This window comes from Acidiphilium sp. C61 (assembly GCF_905116885.1).
Taxonomy (GTDB): Bacteria; Pseudomonadota; Alphaproteobacteria; order Acetobacterales; family Acetobacteraceae; genus Acidiphilium.
In genome coordinates this window covers 1,554,983-1,571,745 of record NZ_CAJHNI010000005.1, presented here as the reverse complement: position 1 = coordinate 1,571,745, position 16,763 = coordinate 1,554,983, and the positions used below count along the sequence as shown (strand labels likewise).

The window sequence follows — 16,763 nt, the reverse complement described above, 5'->3', positions numbered from 1 at the left end:
AGGCGAAGGAGACCGGGCGATGAGCGAAACCAGTGGCGAGATCAGGGCTGTCACCGTCCCCAAATGGGGGCTGGCCATGGAGGAGGGAACGCTCACCGCCTGGCTGGCCGGCGAGGGTGCGACGATCGCCAAGGGCCAGGAGCTGGCCGAGATCGAAAGCACCAAGATCGCCAATGTGCTGGAGAGCCCGGCCGCGGGCGTGCTGCGCCGGCAGGTGGCGCAGCCGGGGCAGGTGTTGCCGGTGGGCGCGCTGCTGGGCGTGATCGCGCCCGCCGGCGTGCCTGACGCCGACATCGATGCCTTCGTCGCCGGGTTCGTCGTCGATCCGCCGGATGAGGAGGGCGCCGAGGCCGGCCTCGCCGAGGGCGAGGCGGCGGGGGCGCGCGGGCCGATCGCCTACAAGGCGGCGAACCCGCGGGCGGAGGCGGTGCCGGCGATCCTGGTCCATGGGTTCGGCGGCGATTCCGACAATTTCATGTTCAACATCGAGGCGCTGGCGGCGGACCGGCCGGTCTATGCGATCGACCTGCCGGGGCATGGCCGCTCGGCGAAGGCGATCGGCAGCGGCGACATGGCGGAGCTGGCCGGCGCCATTCTCGCGCTGATGGACGCGGTGGATGCGCCGCGTGCCCATCTCGTCGGCCATTCGCTTGGCGCCGCCGCCTGTTTCGAGGTGGCGAGCCAGGCGCCCGAGCGGGTGGCGAGCCTTGCCGGCGTGGCGCCGGCCGGCCTCGGCCCCACGGTGAACGACGCCTATATCAGCGGCTTCCTCGCCGCCGAGCGGCGCAAGGACGTGAAGGCGGCGTTGCAGATGCTGTTCGCCGACCCCGATCTCGTGTCCGCCGCGATGATCGAGGGGGTGCAGCGGGCGCTGCGGCTCGACGGCGCGCGCGAGGCGCTGTCCGCCATCGCCGCCGCGACGCTGCCGGGCGGCAGCCAGGCGCGGAATTATCGCGCGATGCTCGGCGCGACATCGATCCGCACCCTGGTGCTGTGGGGCGAGCGCGATGCGATCCTGCCGCCGGAGCAGGGCGAGGGCCTGCCCGACGCGGTGCGGCTGGTGCGGGTTCCCGCGGTGGGCCACATGCCGCACATGGAGGCGGCGGCGCTGGTCAACGAGCAGCTCGCCGCGCATTTCGCCGCCGGCTGACCGGCTGACCGGCTTAGAGCACTTTCCGATCCTTTCGGATCGGAAAGTGCTCTATCCTGTTGATAGACCGAGCATCTTTATCCGATCAGATGAGTCCATCTGATCGGATGATGCTCTATGGCGCTTCCTCGGCCTCGATCATGCCGAGGAAGCGGTGCAGCACCGGGTTGTCGTTGTCCTGCCGCCAGGCGAGGACGTGATCGACCGCCGGCGCGTCCTCCAGCTCGCGGAAGCAGACGCCGGCGGGGTTGAGCCGGCGCATCGAGACGGGGACGATCCCGATGCCGATTCCCTCGGCGGCGAGGCTGACGATGGTCATCTGCAACTGCGTCTCGACGCGGATCGTGGGGGCGAAGCCGCCCTCGCGGCAATAGGTCTCGATCGCGCCGCGCAGCGCCGGCGCGGTTTCCGCCGGGGCGAGGATCAGCGGCTGGCCGGCGAGGTCGGGCCGGCGCACCGTGGCGCCGCCGGCGAGCGGATGCGCGCTGTCGAGCACAACGCAGAGGCGCTCGCGGTAGGCCTGGCGGAAGACGAGGCCGGGCACTGGCGGCGGCGGGAACATGATGCCGAGATCGAGCCGCCCGTCCGACAATTCATCGACCAGCGCGTTCGGCATCACCTCGCGCAGGCGCAGGGCGGCGGCGGGAAACGCATCCATGAACCGACGGGCGAGGCTGGGGACGATGGTTTGCGCCGCGTGCATCATGAAGCCGAGCGCCAGCTCGCCGATCTCGCCGGCGCCGGCGCGGCGGGCGTCGCGGCAGGCGCGCTCGAGCCGGTCGAGCACGTCGCGCGCATCGGCGAGGAAGCGCTGGCCGGCATGGGTGAGGCTGACCTGGCGGGAATGCCGCTCCACCAGGCGCACGCCGAGCGCCTTTTCCAGCGCCATGATCTGCCGGCTCAGCGGCGGCTGCGAGAGGTGCAGCCGAGACGCGGCGCGGCCGAAATGCAGCGTTTCGGCGAGGGTGACGAAGGCGCGGAGCTGGCGGAGATCCGGCATGATACCTTTTTTGCATCGATCGCGACGTGAATTGGCATTAGACAGCATCGATCCGCCTGTCTACACGCGCGGCCATGTTCTCGATCCTCACCATCGTGACCCCGGTTTTCGCGCTGATCCTCGCCGGCTGGCTGGCGCGGCGCCTCGGCGTGCTGGGCCCGGGGGCGACCTCGGAGCTGAACCGTTTCGTGGTCTATCTCGCGCTGCCGGCGCTGCTGTTCGACATCATCGCCCATGCAAAATGGTCGCAGATCTGGCAGCCCGGCTTCATCGCCGTGTTCGCCCTCGGCTGCATCGCGGTGTTCGGGCTGACCGTGCTGCTGCGGCTGCGCCGCGCGCAGCATCTGGCGGATGCGGCGATCGACGGGCTGAACGCCGGCTATGCGAATGTCGGTTTCATCGGGTTTCCGCTCGTGGTCGTCGCGATCGGGCGCGGGGCGCTGGGGCCAACGCTGGTCGCGACGATCGTGACCGTGTGCGTGCTGTTCGGCGCGGCGATCGTGCTGATCGAGATCGGGTTGCAGACCGAGCGCGGCGCCTTCCGGGTGATCCGGACGATCGCGCGGTCGCTCGGGCGCAATCCGCTGCTGGTCGCCCCGCTGCTCGGCGCGCTGGTGCCGCTGAGCGGGGTCGGGATTCCGGCGGCGATGGAATCGTTCCTGAAGCTGCTGGGGGCGGCGGCCTCGCCCTGCGCGCTGGTCGCGCTCGGCCTGTTCCTCGCCGAAACCCGGGAGGGGATGCTGGACCTTGGCGCGGCCAGCGCGCTGGTCGGCTGCAAGCTGGTGGTGCAGCCGGCGCTGACCTGGGTGCTGGCGAGTTTCGTGTTCGAGCTGCCGCTGCCGCTCGCGCATACCGCGACCTTGCTGGCGGCGCTGCCGACGGGCACCGGGCCGTTCATGCTGGCCGAGTATTACCGGCGGGAGGCGACGATGACCTCGAGCGTGATCCTCGCCTCGACCGTGCTCTCGCTGCTCAGCATCTCGGCCTATCTGTATGTCACGGGCGCTGCATGACGCCCGGATCATCGCTCTCGCCGAAGCGGTCGCAGAAGGCGGCGATGTCCTCGTCGCGGAACGCGTCGATGCGGGCGAACAGCACCTCGTCCGGCCAGTTCCACCAGGCGATGGCGCGCAGCCGGGCGGCGATCTCGCGCGGGAAGCGCTCGCGGATCGGCCGCGCCGGGACGCCGCCGACCACGACATAGGGTTCGACATCGCGGCTGACCACGGCACCGGCGGCGATCACCGCGCCATCGCCCACACTCACCCCCGGCAGCACGGTGGCGCCATGGCCGATCCAGACATCGTGGCCGATCGTCACGCGCGCGCCGCGCCGGGCGGCGAAGAAGGCGGCATCCCGCTGCTGCCCCGGCTCGTAATATTCGGGGACATAGGTGAAGCGATGCTGGCTCGGCCGGCCCATCGGGTGGTTCGGCGCGCCGATCCGCACCGCGTTGGCGATGGCGGCGAAGCGGCCGATCGTGGCATCCGCCACCTCGCAATATTCGCCGAGATAGGAATAGTCGCCGATCGTCGCGTATTCGATGCGGGCCCCGCGCAGCACCTCGCAGCGCCGGCCCAGCGTTGCCTCGCGCAGGCGCGCATCGGGGTCGATCGCGGTTTCGGCGAGCTTGGGGCGCGATGGGTCCATGGCGATGAGGGTCTCCGCGATGCGGCAAGCAGGATGCGCCGGGATGGCGCCGCCGCGCAAACCCCGCTGTGTGTCAGGCCGATGAAATTCGCGGCGTTCGCGCGGGCGGCGGCGGGGGTGAGGACAGGCGCGGGGTTTTGCGGCATTGACGGGGAATGACAATCGAACGCAAGCCCGGCGAGGCGCTGTGGAGCCAGATCGCCGAGGCGCTGGCCGGCGAGATCGCGGCCGGGGCCTATCGGGACGACCCGCGCCTGCCCACCGAAACCCTGCTGGCCGCGCGCTTCGGGGTGAACCGCCACACGATCCGCCGCGCTCTGGTCGAACTCGCCAATGCCGGGCTGATCCGCACCGAGCATGGCCGCGGCTCGTTCGCCGCCGATGCGGTGCTGGACTACCGGATCGGCCAGCGGCCGCGGTTTTCCGAATGGGTGCGCGGCCATCACCGCACGCCGCTCCGGCGCGTCCTGCGGCTGGAGGAGATCCCGCTCGCCGCATTGGAGGGCGAGGCCGCCGCCGTGGCCGCGGCGCTGGAGATCGAGGAAGGCGGGCGGGTGATCGTGCTGGAGCGCGTCGGCACCGCGGATGCGCTGGCGGTTTCGCTCTCGCGCCATGTTTTCCCGGCGGATCGCGTCGCCGGGCTGCTGGCGGCGCTGCGGGCGCATGGCTCGGTGACCGCCTCGCTCGCCGCCATCGGCATCGCGGATTACACGCGGACCTGGACGCGGGTGAGCGCCCGCCTGCCCGATGCACGGGAGGCGCGGCTGCTGCGGATGGCGCGGACCGCGCCGCTGCTGGCCACGGAATCGCTCAACGTCGCGGCGGGGCGGCCGGTGGAATACGGGATCGCGTGCTATCCGGCGCCGCGCGTGCAGCTCGTGTTCGACAGCTGAGGGCGCGGCGGCTGGTCGTGCTTTAGCTACCCCCGGCGCAGCGGCGCAGGATCGCGGCGAGACGCGCGCCGGCGGCGGCGGGGGTGGTTTCGTTGACGATGGTTTCATCGGCGCCGGATGCGGCGGCGGCGCGGGCGAGCCGGGCTGCGATGTCGGCTTCGGTTTCGCGGCCGCGCCGGGCGAGGCGGGACGCCAGCACCGGGGCCGATGCGGTGATCTCGACGACATGGCAGCGGAAACGCCGCCGCGCCTCGGCCACCACGGCGCGGGAGACGTTCGCCACCACCACGTCTCCTGCGGCGAGTGCGGCCAGGATCGTCGCGGGGATGCCGTAGCTCAGCCCGTGCGCCTGCCAGCTGAGCGCGAAGGCGTGGGTCGCGAATTCCGCCGGTGTGACGGGCAGGTGATCCTCGGCGTCATCCGCCGGGCGGGTGATGATCCGGCGGGGAAACAGGAAGCCGGATGTGCCGGAAAGGGCCTCGCGCGCGGCGCGCATCACCGTGTCCTTGCCGGCGCCGGAGGGGCCGACGATCAGCACGAGGCAGCCGGGCTGCGCCGTCATCCGCCGAAGGGCAGGCGGCGGAGCAGGCGCATCGGCGCGCCCGGCCCGGCCTCGGTGAAGACCGCGATGGCATTCACGCGCCGCTTGCGGTCCAGGCTGCCGGCGAAATGCGCGTGGGCCGCCGCGGCGAGCGAGGCGGCGTGCGGCCGTTCGCTCAGCGTCATGTGGAAGCGGAACGCGCCGAAGACCAGCGGATAGCCCCAGCGGGCGATGTTCTCGCGCTCTTCGGCGCTGCGCCCGGCGGCGCGGCGCGCCTGCGCCTCGGCACTCTCGGGGCGACGGTGATGGTCGAGGTCCGCGACGCAGCGATCGGCGAGGTCGTGCATCGGCGGGCAGGGGGCTGCGAGGGTGAGGGCGAGAAACCCGTCGAGATCGGCGATGGCGAGCGGCGGCAGGTCGAAGCCGCGCAGGGATGCGGCGAGGGACGCGGCATCGGCGAGGAAGGCATCGAGCCCGGCGGCGAGCGCCATCGGCGGTTTCAGCGTCGCGTGCAAGCCGTAGCGCCGGGGGGATTCGGTGAAGGCGGCGAGGTGCTGCACCGCGGGCTGTTCCAGCGCGGTCTCGCGTTCGGGGTCGCGGCCGAGCCAGGCGCAGCCGAGGGGCCAGAGCGGATCGTCCGCCGCCGGGACGTAGTAGATCGCGGCGCGGTGCGGCTCAGCCAACGCGCACCCCGCCGCGCCAGACCGCGCGCACCACCGGCAGGCCCTCATGCAGCCGGACCTGCACGAGATCGGCCCGCAGGCCGGGGGCGATGCGGCCGCGATCGGCCAGACCCGCGATCGCCGCGGGGCCGGAGGTGATCAGGCCGATCGCCGCCGGCAGCGAGGCGGCACGAGCGGCGGCGGCGATGAAGGCGGCTTCCAGCATCGCGCCCGGCACATAGTCCGAGGCCAGCGCGTCGAGCAGGTCCTCGCGCACCAGGTCGATCACCGCGACATTGCCCGAATGCGAACCGCCGCGCACGAGGTTCGGCGCCCCGGCGATGCTGCGCATGCCCCGCGCCCGCGCCGCCCGCGCCGCCTGCAGCGAGACCGGAAACTCGGTGATGCCGATGCCCTCGGCGGCGTTGCGGGCGATTTCCGTCTCGGTCGCGTCGTCATGCGAGGCGAGGGGAATGCCACGGGCCCGGGCCTCGGCGATCACCAGCGCGCGGTTGGTGGCGTGGAAGGCGTGGTGATTGCCCTGCAACTCGGCGATCACGGTTTCGACCTCGGCCGGGGCCAGACCCTCGGCGCGGCGCATCTCGCGGTAGCGGACGAGATCGCCATACTGGCCGCTGAGGCCGGGCGTGTGGTCCATCAGCGAGACCAGGCGGACATGGGTGTCCTCGATCGCGCGGGCGAGCATCTCGGGCATTTCCTCGGCCGGCAGCTCGCAGCGCAGGTGCAGGAAATGCTCGGCGCGCAGCGCGCCCTGCCGGCGCAGCGCCGCGATGTCGATCACCGCGTCCTCGAAGGTCTGGTTGCGCGCCTTGCCGAAGCCGATATCGCCGAGGCAGAGCGCGTCGAACACGGTGGTGATGCCGGCGGCGATGCATTGCGCGTCGTGCGCGACGAGGGCCGAGCGCGAGGGCCAGCGGGCATTGGCGCGCGGCTGGGTCTGGCGTTCGAGATTGTCGGTGTGCAGGTCGATGATGCCGGGGATGAGATAATCGCCCTCGAGATCGAGGCCATCGCCGCCCGGGCCGATCTCGCCGATCTCGCCGATCAGGCCGCCGGCGAAGACGACGCCGCCGGGGCGGATCTCGTTGTCGAGGACGAGGCGGGCATTGCCGAGGCGGGTCATGCTTGTTCCTTCAGCGGTTCGAGACGAAGCTCGGCATCGGCGATCGCGTCGCGCACGAGCTTGTCATGGAATATCCCGAGCAGCGCCGCGCCGCGAGACCGTGCGGCGCGCATCAGCGCGATCACGCGGTCACGATTGGCGGCATCGAGCGAGGCGGTCGGCTCGTCGAGCAGCAGGATCGGCCAGTCGCCGGCGAAGCCGCGGGCGAGATTGACCCGCTGCTGCTCGCCGCCGGAAAACGTGACCGGCGGCAGATTGTGCAGCGCCGGGGGAATGCCGAGAGCGTCGAGCATCGCCTCGGCCCGCGCCCGCGCCGCCGCCTCGTCCATCCCGCGTTCGAGCAGGGGGGCGGCGACGATGTCGCGCGCGGGAACCCGGGGCATGGCGCGGAGGAACTGCGAGACATGGCCGATCGTCTCGCGGCGGATCTCGATCACGTGCGCGGCGGGAGCGCCGGCCAGCTCGACCATGGCGCCGCGATGGCGCACCCGGATCGAGCCGGCATCGGTCCGGTAATTGCCGTAGAGGGCGCGCAGCAGCGTCGATTTTCCCGCGCCGGAGGGGCCGGTGAGGGCGACGCATTCGCCGGCGCGCAGGGTGAGGGCCGCATCGCGCAGCACGCCGAGGCGGACGCCGCGCTGCAGGTGCAGCACGAAGCTCTTGGCGATGCCGCTGGCTTCGAGCGCGATCATGCCGGCAGCACCGAGGCGACGAGGAGCTGGGTGTATTCGTGCTGCGGATCGTCCAGCACCTGGTCGGCGAGGCCGGTTTCGACGATGCGGCCCCGGCGCATCACCACGATGCGGTCGGCCAGCAGCCGCGCGACGCCGATATCGTGGGTGACGATCAGCACGGCGACGCCGAGCCGGCGCACCAGCCCGCGCACGAGATCGAGGATGCGGGCCTGCACCGAGACGTCGAGCCCGCCGGTCGGCTCGTCCATGAACACCAGCTCGGGCTCGGTGACGAGGGTGGCGGCGATCTGCAGGCGCTGGAGCATGCCGCCGGAGAAGCCGCGCGGCAGTTCGTCGATCCGGGCGGGATCGATCTCGACGGTTTCGAGCCAGCGGCTGGCGGCGGCGCGGATGGCGCCATAGTTGCGCGCTCCGGCGACCATCAGCCGCTCGCCGATATTGCCGCCGGCCGAGACGTTCATGCGCAGGGCAAGGCGCGGCTCCTGGGCGACGAAGCCCCAGCGCCGGCGTTGCAGGTCGAGCAGCGCGGCCTCGCCGCCGGCGCCGATCGGCGCGAGGCCGGCGCCGCTGTCGTAGCTGACGCTGCCGGAATCCGGCGCGAGCCGCCCGCTCATGACGTTGAGCAGGGTGGACTTGCCCGAGCCGCTCTCGCCGACGATGGCGACGATCTCGCGCCGCGCGATCGCGAGCGAGACATCCTCCAGCGCCGCCACCGCGCCGAAGCGCCTGGTGATCCGCTCGGCGGCCATCAGCGTCATGCGCCGCCCCCCTCGCGGCGGGTTTCGCAGCTGTCGGTATCCGAGCAGATGAAGCGGCGGCGTCCGCTGTCATCGGCGATCAGCTCGTCGAGATAGGTGTCCGCGGCGCCGCAGAGATCGCAGGCGGCATCGGCGCGGTGCGGGTCGAACTTGTGGTCCTCGAAATCGAGCGGGCGCACGTCGGTATAGGGCGGCAGGGCGTAGATGCGCTTCTCGCGCCCGGCGCCGAAGAGTTGCAGGGCGGGGTTCATGTGCAGTTTCGGATTGTCGTAGGCGGGGATTGGCGAGGGCGACATCAGGTAGCGGCCATTGACCATCACCGGATAGTCGTAGGCGAGGGCGACCCGGCCGTGCCGCGCGATATCCTCGTAGAGCCGCACATGCATGGCGCCGTAATCGGCCAGGGCGTGCATCCGGGCCGCATCGGCGCGCGAGGGGGTGAGGCGGTAGAGCGGCTCGGGGATCGGCACCTGATACACGATAATCTGCCCGGCGCGCAGGGCGGCTTCGGGAATCCGGTGCCGGGTCTGGATCACCGTCGCCTCTTGCGTGCGGGTGGTGGTGCGGACGGCGCTGGTGCGGGCGAAGAAGCGGCGGATCGAGACGGCGTTGGTGGTGTCGTCCGCACCCTGGTCGATCACTTTCAGCACGTCGTCGGGGCCGAGGATGGCGGCGGTGACCTGGATGCCGCCGGTGCCCCAGCCATAGGGCAGCGGCATCTCGCGGCTGGCGAAGGGGATCTGGTGGCCCGGGATCGCCACCGCCTTGAGGATGGCGCGGCGGATCATCCGCTTGGTGTGCTCGTCGAGATAGGCGAAGTTATACAGCTGCATCGTCGTCTCCCGCGATGGCGCGCAGGGCGCGGATGGTTTCCAGCTCGCTCTGGAAGTCGACATGGTGCGGCAGCTTGAGATGCTCGACGAAGCCGGTCGCCTCGATATTGTCGCAATGCGAGAGCACGAACTCGACCTGCTGCGCCGGGGCGGAGACGTCTTCGCCCAGTTCGGCGGCGCGCATCGCCCGGTCGACCAGCGCCATCGAGATCGCCTTGCGGTCGGCATGGCCGAAGCAGAGACCGTAGCCGCGGGTGAATTGCGCCGGCACGCTGCGGCTGCCGGCGAACTGGTTGACCATTTCGCATTCGGTCAGCGTGATCTCGCCGATCTCGATCGCGAAGCCGAGTTCGGGCGGGACGAGGTTGACCGCCACCTCGCCCATCCGCAACTCGCCGACGAAGGGATGGTTGTTGCCATAGCCGCGCTGGGTGGAATAGCCGAGCGCGAGCAGGAAGCCCTCGTCGCCGCGCGCGAGGGCTTGCAGCCGCAGCGCGCGCGGGGCGGGGAAGCCGAGCGGCGCCATCGTCAGGTCCGGCGGCAGCGGCGCCGCCGGATTGCCGTCCGGCTGGATCAACGTGTCGCCATCCGGCTCGATCAACGCATCGGCGCCGAGCATCGCCATCACCCGCGGCAGGGACGTGGGCGTTGCTTGCGCCTCGGGTGTGGCCTCGGGCGTGGCCTCTGGCGGGGCGAATTGGCCGGCGGCGGGGTCGGCGGCGTCCGGGTCGAGCAGGCGATGGGTGTAGTCCATGGTCGGGCCGAGGCGCTGGCCGCCGGGAAGATCCTTGAACACCGCCGAAATCCGCCGTTTCGCGCGCATCGCCCCGGTATCGACCGGCTCGGAGTCGACGAGGCGCGGCAGGGTCGCGCGGCTGGCCCGCAGCAGGAACGCGGCCTCGATCAGGTCGCCCTGGGCCTGGCGGATCGCCCGTGCGGCAAGTTCGCGGTCGTAAAGCGCGCCCTCCGCCATCACCCGGTCAACCGCGCGGCCGAGCTGGGCGGCGATCTGCGCTGTGGTGATCTGGGGCAGCGCCGGATCGCCGCGCCGCTCTTCCGCCATCCAGCGATGGGCGGCGTCGATCGCCCGCTCGCCGCCCTTGACCGCGACATACATGCTAGGCGGCCTCGATGGCGAGGCTGCGCGGCAGGGCGAGCAGCCGGCGGCCGGCGCAGAGCAGCACATCGACGCCGCGCGGCGCCTGAAGGCGCTGTTCGGCCCAGTCGGCGAGAAAGGCGGCGGGCAGTGGCAGGGTCGTCTCGCGCGGGGCGGCGAGGCCGGGGCCGCTGAGGCGGCAGCGCCGCCCGGTGTCGAGATCCGGCAGGTCGAGAATGAGGGTTGCTCCGTGTTCCGGCGCGGTTTCGCTGCCCTGGCGGAGGCTGGCGAGCGGCGGCGCGCTGCCGGCGAGGCAGAATTCGGCCGCTTCCGGGGTGGTGAAGGGGGCGCCGGTGTGAAAGCCGAGCCAGTGCAATACGGGCGCCGGCAGGTCGGCGGCGAGTGTCGTCGTGGCGTCGGCCAGTGTCAGCAGCACCGCAGCCGCCGCGATGGACAGGCCGGCCGGTGGGGCGAGGCCATCGGCGAGGGTGATGGCCCGGCCGGGATCGCCGAACGCGGTGAGCAGGGCGCGGAAACAGGCCTGGGCGTCGAGCGGCGAGGCGAAGCCGGGGGTGAGGGTGTTCATCGCGGCCTCATCGCATCGTCGCCAGGGTGAAGAAGCGGACTTCGGTGCCGGCGGCCCTGGCCTCGTCCGCCGCGCGGCGGGTTGCCTCGTCCGCGGCGAGAGGGGCGAGCAGCGCCGCGTGCAGTGCCGGGTGACGCGCCGCATTTTGCAATGCGGCGTCGAGCCGGGCGATCAGCTCCGCCAGATCGCCGTCCCGCCCGGCGACGTAGCCATGGCCGACGAACCCGTCCTCGTCGCGGATCGAGCAGCGGGCGATCGTCATTTCGCCGAGATTGAAGGCGGCGCCACCGCCGCCGGCGCGGCCGCGCACCATCGACATGCCGATCTCCGGCCCGCGCAGCCGGACGAAGCCGGGCAAGGCGGGGGCATCGGCGAGGCGGGCCTCGATCGCGCCGCGCGGGGAGCGGGCGAGGAGGCCGAGCCAGGCGGCGCGCGCGGGTTGTGGTGCATTCATGGTATAGATGTCTATATGAGTTTCAGGCTTTGGAAAAGGCGCGCCGGTGGAATTCCGGCGCGCCCCGATGGTTCAGGCGGTTTGCGGGGTCGCCACCGCGTCGAGATCGTCGTTGTTGATCTCTTCGAGGGAGATGCCGGCGGTCTCCGGCACCAGAATCCGGGTGAGGACCGCGCCGAGGAGGGAGACGATCGCGAGCAGGGCGATCACGCCGACCTCGCCGAGGCGGGTGAACAGCAGCGGGAACAGGAAGGCGCTGATCGACGCGCCGGTGCGCCCGCCGATGACGGTGATCGCTTGGCCGAAGGTGCGCACCCGGGTCGGGCTGAGTTCGACGCCGAGAATGCCGGCGCCGCTTACCGTTGCCGGACCGTTGATCGCGACCGTGTAGAGCCCGTAGACGATCAGGCCGAGCAGCGGCAGCGTGGCGAGGTTCTGCTTCAGCACGGCGAACAGCACCAGCATGGCCGCGGCGCCGACGAAGCCCCAGACTTGCAGCGGCTTGCGGCCGACCCGGTCGAGAACGCGGAAGGCGTAGAACAGCGCGCTCGGGATGCCGAACACCGCCTGCATCACCAGGCTGAACTCGATCGGTCCCATGCCCAGGCTCTTGGCGATCAGCGAGGGGCCGAACAGGATGCCGGAATAGATCACGATGTCGAACACCAGCCAGAGCAGGGCGGCCGAGAGGATCACCTGCGCATGGGCGGCGAAGACCTGGCCGAAGGGGCGGCTGTCCGCCTTGGGGGCGCGGACGGTCTGCCCGCTGATCTGGCGGATGACATCGACCGCAGCGCCCGGGTCGGCGGCGAGGCGGGCGAGGTAGCGGGCGGTTTCCGGCATCGCGCGGCGCAGATAGAGCACCGAGAAGGCCGGGATCGCGCCGGCGGCGAGAACGAGGCGCCATTGCAGGTCGTGCGACACGCCGAGCCCGGCGAGCAGCAGGTTGAGCAGGCCGGCGACGAAGGCGCCAAGCGGCCACATCACCGCGAAGCCGACGCCGATGGAGCGGCCGCGATCGGCGCGGTTGGCGTGTTCGGCCATGATGGTCGGCGAGAGAACGTAGTCGGCGCCGATGCCGATGCCGAGCACGAAGCGGATCGCGATCAGCCAGGTGAGGTCGGGGGCGAAGGCCTGGGCCACGGCCATGACGCCCATCAGCAGCACGTCGAGACCATAGAAGCGCTTGCGGCCGTTCTGGCCGAGCAGGCCGAAGATCAGCGCGCCGACCGCCGCTCCCACCAGGGCGGAGGCGGCGAGCATGGCGGCTTCGAGCCCGCCCATTTTCGCGATTCCGAACGAGCCGAGCACCAGCGGCAGGACGATGCCGATCGAGGAGAGATCGTACCCGTCGCAGAAGACGCCGAGGCCGGTTGTCACGATCGCCCGCCAGTGGAACGACTTGAAGCGCTCCTCGTCGAGCGAGGAAAAACTGGTCGCCATGGTCATGTTCTCCCGTTGAGTTTGGGAGTCGTCTAGACGAATCGCATGACAGCTTTGTGGACTTCGCGGGAAAGATTGATGAAAGGGTGCCGCAGGCCGGGCGTGGACCCGGCCTTGCGGGGCATCTCCTCAGGGGCGGGCGGCGCCGCTGTCCGGCGTCGGGGAGGTGCTGTCCGCGAACCGGGCGTCAAGCGCGGTCACGAGTTCGTCCCTGTCGCCGATGAACGCATAGCCGACGCCGTTGAAGCATTTGATGTCGTTCTTGTAGACGCCGAGCCGCTTCAGCTTGCTGCGGATCCGCGACAGCAGGTTGTCGGCAGAGCGGTCGCGCGAGGCTTCGTTGTTGGTCGAGGTTCGCCCTCTCACAAGGAGAGACAGCTCATCTCGAGGAATGATTTCACCCTGGTTTTCGATAAGCGTTGTGAGTGCAAGAAATTCGTAGGGTGTAAAGAAATCATGCCACTTTTTGTCTGCATTTAGTGTTTGGCCTTTTCGAATTATTGCTCCGCTCCGGGAAAATGCTTGGTAATATTTTCTCCTGAATTGCTGTAGAAATTTCTCGGTCCTGATCCGGAATATTTCTTTTGAATTGATGGCACTCCAGTAATCATCGGCGCCGAGTCTAAGAACTGAAACCTCCAACGTACTGTCATGTTCGTCGGATATGACGACAATCGGCTTGGCGGTCATTCTCTTGACTTCGATAATTCGCGACAGGAGGCCGATATCAAGATCCTTCATGTAAAATATATACATTTCTGAAGGGTCGCTCATGAAAATATGGTCGTCAAAATAATCATCTTCGTACGGTAAAAAATTTATGTTGAGACCATTTAATTGTTGAATTATCTGATCATTATTTGTATTGTGTGTGTAGATAATTGTAAAAGATAACTCATTTCGGGTATGAATTTTGTCGTTTTGACCGATATGGACAGACATAGTCGTTTCTTTCCTTGAGGTTTATCAGAGTTCGTTTCTTTGGATGATTTCGTATCGGTATGTTCGTTCTAAATCAATATAAATTTTTTATTTTCAAGAATAAATCGTGAATTTAATTATTCTTCAACTCAAAAATGTTTTGCTGATTATTTTATTAATATTTTATAAAATATACAATTTTGTGATTGTTAAAATCAAAAAAGTTTTTATTTCGATATCGAAGAATATGTTTTGGATTAATATTCATTCTGTTTATGTGGATACATCCGGCATCATTCTTAAAATTTATACTTCTGCCATCGGCCCCGAGCCGCAGTGGGAGCGAGAGTCGCGGTCGGCGGACGTCTGTGCGACCGCAATCCGGCGACGCAAAAACGCGGCCGGTATGGGGCCGACCGCGTGGGGGGAGTCATCAGTGGCGCGGCGGCGCCCCGCGTTATCTCAGCGGGTTGACATAGGCCGGACCGACCAGGCTGGCCCAGGCGATGCGCAGCGACGGGGCGAGCTGCTTCTGCGATATCATCAGCGCGCGCACCATCGCGATGTTCTGCTTGTAGGGGATGATCGTTTCGCCTCCCGCGCCGGTCATCATGGCGTTCATCTGCCGCAGCGAGGGGTTGCCCACCCCGGCATATCGCGCCTTCGCGTCCGCCGGGGAGATGCCGAGCGCCTTGCCGATGATGCGGCAGGAGGCGGCGGGGTGGGTCCGGATATAGGCCGAGCCTTCGAGGAATCCCTTGATGATCGCCGGCATCGCGCCGGGTTGAGGCCGAGGCATCGTTGCCCGGTCAGATGACTCTATCCGATCGGGCGATGCTCTATACACCCAGGCGCTGGCTATCTCTGAACCGTCGCGGTGGCCACGGATCGGCAAATGTATTCACATCCGCCGGAGGAGCGATCCGGCTATGCCAGATGCGTATCTTCCCGCTGACAATTTCGCCAAAATTCCTGTAATTGTAGGCGATCGACAGCGTGTACGGGTTGAACTGAAGCAACTCCATTGCGAGCGTCAGATATGGCTGATCGCCCCAGGCTGAGACGTCATCCTTCACCTCGGTACAAAATTCGTGCCATTTTTCCAGAACCTGCCACGCTTTTGGTTGCCTGGAAAAGAATATCACGCCGGTATTATACTGTAATAATTCGTTGGATCTGAAGCCGATTTTGTCCAGATGCGATCCAAATCCCCAAAAATGCTCAAGTGAATAATGTGCGGCCTGCGCGGCAGCGATGCCATGCTGCTCGGCTCGTTCGAATGCCTGGCTGATATCCAATAAGATTTGCGTATCGGTGTCGAGGAATACAAAACTCGAGTAGCAATCCGGGAGACGTGCAAAAATTTCGGTTTTTGCCAATTGTCCTTGCAATTTGAAATCGTGATAGATGATTTCGGTAAAATCTTCGCAATCGAGAAACCTTGAAGAATCTGGGCTGGTAATCAGGATTCGGTCCAATCCGAACCGACGCGCCGTCCTGGCACTGACCACCGCTTCCTCGACAAATTTCTGGCCCCAGGCAGCGTATACCGCTGCACGACGCGATCGATTTTGTTCCACAATGCACCGCACGGAATCGTTGTTGAAAATTGGCCCAAGGTTTCAGGGAGTCTCTGATGAGGGCATCATCCGGGCGGATGTCGTGCTCTAACAGCGAAAAACCCGAGCTGTCGGGACAGTAGCTTCGTCGCATGCAGAAAGCCATACGGTGAAGCATCTGGCAGTGAAGCGCCTCGCAGTTAAGAACCGGGGTTTCGTGGTATGGCTCGACAGATCGAATAACATGCGGCGCCTGGGGCGCCGATACCGGATGACTGTCCCGGCGGCAGGATGCCGGCGGCGGTGCACAAACGCGGCCGGCCTGGGGCCGACCGCGTGCGCGAGGTCGTTCGAGGTGAAGCTGCGCCGCGGGTTATTTCATGGCGCTGACATAGGCCGGATCGAGCAGGCTGGCCCAGGCGATGGTCTGCGACGGGGCGAGCTGCTTCTGCGATATCATCAGCGCGCGCACCATCGCGATGTTCTGCTTGTAGGGGATGATCGTCTCGCCTCCCGCGCCGGTCATCATGGCTTTCATCTGCCGCAGCGAGGGGTTGACCACCCCTGCATATTGCGACTTCGCCTCCGCCGGGGAGATGCCGAGCGCCTTGCCGATGATGCGGTAGGAGGCGGCGGGGTGGGTCCGGATATAGGCCGAGCCTTCGAGGAATCCCTTGATGATCGCCGGCATCGCGCCGGGATGCGCCTTGAGGAAGCTGGTCCTGGCCGCGAAATTGTCGGTGATCAGGCCGGGTGCGTCGGCCGAGGTGTAGAGCACGTGGAAGCCTTTGTGCGCCGTGATCATCGAGATGTTCGGCGCCCAGGTCACCCCGGCTTCGGCATGGCCGCCGAGCAGGGCGGCGGGGATGTCGGAGGCCGGCATGTCGGTCTGCTTCACGTCGGCGAGCGAGAGCTTCGCGCCGTGCAGCGCATGGGAGAGCAGGAGTTCGGAATAGGAGGCGGTGTCGAGCGGAACGGTCTTGCCGCGCAGGTCGGCCACGGTCCTGACCGTATCCTTCGCCACGATCGCGTCAGCGCCGGCGGAATAGTCGATCGGCATGACGATCTTGACCGGGAAGCCCTTCACCCGGTCGTTGATCGCCTCGTTCATCGAGATGTCGGCGGTATCGATCGCACCGGAGATCAGGGCGGCGTTGATCCCGCTGTCCATGTGGACGAAGCGGATCGGGTAGTCGCCGAAGAAGTGCTTCGCCGAGGCGACGAAGAGCGGGGCGAAGCCGATCCACGAGCTGAGGCCGAAGCTGACCGTGGTGCCGGCGGCGCGGGCGGGGGTGAGCGGTGCGGCACTTGCAACGCCGATCGCGGATGCGAGGAGCAGACGGCTGAAGATCCGTTTCAAGAGAGCCTCCTTTTGTTG

19 protein-coding genes are annotated in these 16,763 nt (G+C 67.8%); 3 read left to right on the top strand and 16 right to left on the bottom strand.

All coding sequences use genetic code 11. The features are described 5' to 3' along the window. Nucleotides 1-19: 19 nt before the first annotated feature. A complete protein-coding gene (locus HUW10_RS10210; protein WP_174503398.1) occupies nt 20-1,150 on the top strand; it encodes an acetoin dehydrogenase dihydrolipoyllysine-residue acetyltransferase subunit in 1,131 nt (376 codons plus the stop codon). Between the two features lie 115 nt (nt 1,151-1,265). Here the strand turns inward: HUW10_RS10210 and HUW10_RS10205 are convergent, their stop codons facing one another. Continuing rightward, the gene (locus HUW10_RS10205; protein ID WP_174503397.1) at nt 1,266-2,150 is read right to left on the bottom strand and encodes a LysR family transcriptional regulator; all 885 of its coding nucleotides are present in this window, start codon (nt 2,148-2,150) and stop codon (nt 1,266-1,268) included. Between the two features lie 74 nt (nt 2,151-2,224). Here HUW10_RS10205 and HUW10_RS10200 point away from each other — a divergent pair, with 74 nt between their 5' ends. Continuing rightward, nucleotides 2,225-3,163, top strand: a complete 939-nt coding sequence (locus HUW10_RS10200) for an AEC family transporter (protein WP_174503396.1) — start codon at nt 2,225-2,227, stop codon at nt 3,161-3,163. Here HUW10_RS10200 and HUW10_RS10195 read toward each other — a convergent pair. Then, nucleotides 3,147-3,800: a DapH/DapD/GlmU-related protein gene (locus tag HUW10_RS10195; RefSeq protein WP_174503395.1), complete on the bottom strand. Its 654-nt coding sequence runs from the start codon at nt 3,798-3,800 to the stop codon at nt 3,147-3,149. The two genes, HUW10_RS10200 and HUW10_RS10195, sit on opposite strands and share 17 nt — an antisense overlap. A gap of 155 nt (nt 3,801-3,955) precedes the next feature. Between HUW10_RS10195 and phnF the strand changes: the two genes are divergently transcribed. After that, a complete protein-coding gene (gene phnF / locus HUW10_RS10190; protein ID WP_174503394.1) occupies nt 3,956-4,693 on the top strand; it encodes a phosphonate metabolism transcriptional regulator PhnF in 738 nt (245 codons plus the stop codon). Between the two features lie 22 nt (nt 4,694-4,715). On the opposite strand, the gene phnN is transcribed toward phnF, so the two are convergent. From phnN to HUW10_RS10120, 14 genes are all read right to left on the bottom strand, one after another. After that, nucleotides 4,716-5,255: a phosphonate metabolism protein/1,5-bisphosphokinase (PRPP-forming) PhnN gene (phnN, locus tag HUW10_RS10185; protein WP_174503393.1), complete on the bottom strand. Its 540-nt coding sequence runs from the start codon at nt 5,253-5,255 to the stop codon at nt 4,716-4,718. After that, nucleotides 5,252-5,917 (bottom strand): DUF1045 domain-containing protein, encoded by a 666-nt coding sequence (locus tag HUW10_RS10180; protein WP_174503392.1) that lies wholly within the window; start codon nt 5,915-5,917, stop codon nt 5,252-5,254. The genes phnN and HUW10_RS10180 overlap by 4 nt, the downstream gene beginning before the upstream one ends. Then, nucleotides 5,910-7,040 (bottom strand): alpha-D-ribose 1-methylphosphonate 5-triphosphate diphosphatase, encoded by a 1,131-nt coding sequence (locus HUW10_RS10175; protein ID WP_174503391.1) that lies wholly within the window; start codon nt 7,038-7,040, stop codon nt 5,910-5,912. Before HUW10_RS10175 ends, HUW10_RS10180 begins: the two co-directional genes overlap by 8 nt. Beyond that, nucleotides 7,037-7,732: a phosphonate C-P lyase system protein PhnL gene (phnL, locus tag HUW10_RS10170; RefSeq protein ID WP_174503390.1), complete on the bottom strand. Its 696-nt coding sequence runs from the start codon at nt 7,730-7,732 to the stop codon at nt 7,037-7,039. Before phnL ends, HUW10_RS10175 begins: the two co-directional genes overlap by 4 nt. Beyond that, a complete protein-coding gene (locus tag HUW10_RS10165; protein WP_174503389.1) occupies nt 7,729-8,493 on the bottom strand; it encodes an ATP-binding cassette domain-containing protein in 765 nt (254 codons plus the stop codon). The genes phnL and HUW10_RS10165 overlap by 4 nt, the downstream gene beginning before the upstream one ends. Next, complete coding sequence (locus HUW10_RS10160; protein ID WP_174503388.1) at nt 8,490-9,326, bottom strand: alpha-D-ribose 1-methylphosphonate 5-phosphate C-P-lyase PhnJ; 837 nt, start codon at nt 9,324-9,326, stop codon at nt 8,490-8,492. Before HUW10_RS10160 ends, HUW10_RS10165 begins: the two co-directional genes overlap by 4 nt. Beyond that, nucleotides 9,313-10,443 carry a carbon-phosphorus lyase complex subunit PhnI gene (locus HUW10_RS10155; protein ID WP_174503387.1) on the bottom strand — a complete coding sequence of 377 codons (1,131 nt, stop codon included), beginning with the start codon at nt 10,441-10,443 and terminating at the stop codon, nt 9,313-9,315. Before HUW10_RS10155 ends, HUW10_RS10160 begins: the two co-directional genes overlap by 14 nt. A 1-nt stretch (nt 10,444) precedes the next feature. Further along, on the bottom strand, nt 10,445-11,008 hold the full coding sequence (gene phnH / locus HUW10_RS10150; protein WP_174503386.1) for a phosphonate C-P lyase system protein PhnH: 564 nt from the start codon (nt 11,006-11,008) through the stop codon (nt 10,445-10,447). A gap of 7 nt (nt 11,009-11,015) precedes the next feature. Beyond that, nucleotides 11,016-11,462 carry a phosphonate C-P lyase system protein PhnG gene (phnG, locus tag HUW10_RS10145; protein ID WP_174503385.1) on the bottom strand — a complete coding sequence of 149 codons (447 nt, stop codon included), beginning with the start codon at nt 11,460-11,462 and terminating at the stop codon, nt 11,016-11,018. Nucleotides 11,463-11,534: 72 nt separating this feature from the next. Continuing rightward, nucleotides 11,535-12,911: an MFS transporter gene (locus HUW10_RS10140; protein ID WP_236656331.1), complete on the bottom strand. Its 1,377-nt coding sequence runs from the start codon at nt 12,909-12,911 to the stop codon at nt 11,535-11,537. Between the two features lie 123 nt (nt 12,912-13,034). Beyond that, entirely contained in the window at nt 13,035-13,847 is an 813-nt protein-coding gene (locus HUW10_RS10135; protein WP_174503384.1) for a winged helix-turn-helix domain-containing protein, read from the bottom strand. Between the two features lie 436 nt (nt 13,848-14,283). Then, nucleotides 14,284-14,601, bottom strand: a complete 318-nt coding sequence (locus HUW10_RS10130; protein WP_174503383.1) for a hypothetical protein — start codon at nt 14,599-14,601, stop codon at nt 14,284-14,286. Nucleotides 14,602-14,665: 64 nt separating this feature from the next. Next, the gene (locus HUW10_RS10125; protein WP_174503382.1) at nt 14,666-15,406 is read right to left on the bottom strand and encodes a hypothetical protein; all 741 of its coding nucleotides are present in this window, start codon (nt 15,404-15,406) and stop codon (nt 14,666-14,668) included. A 352-nt stretch (nt 15,407-15,758) separates the two neighbouring features. Further along, nucleotides 15,759-16,745, bottom strand: a complete 987-nt coding sequence (locus HUW10_RS10120; protein ID WP_174503381.1) for an ABC transporter substrate-binding protein — start codon at nt 16,743-16,745, stop codon at nt 15,759-15,761. Between the last annotated feature and the right edge of the window lie 18 nt (nt 16,746-16,763).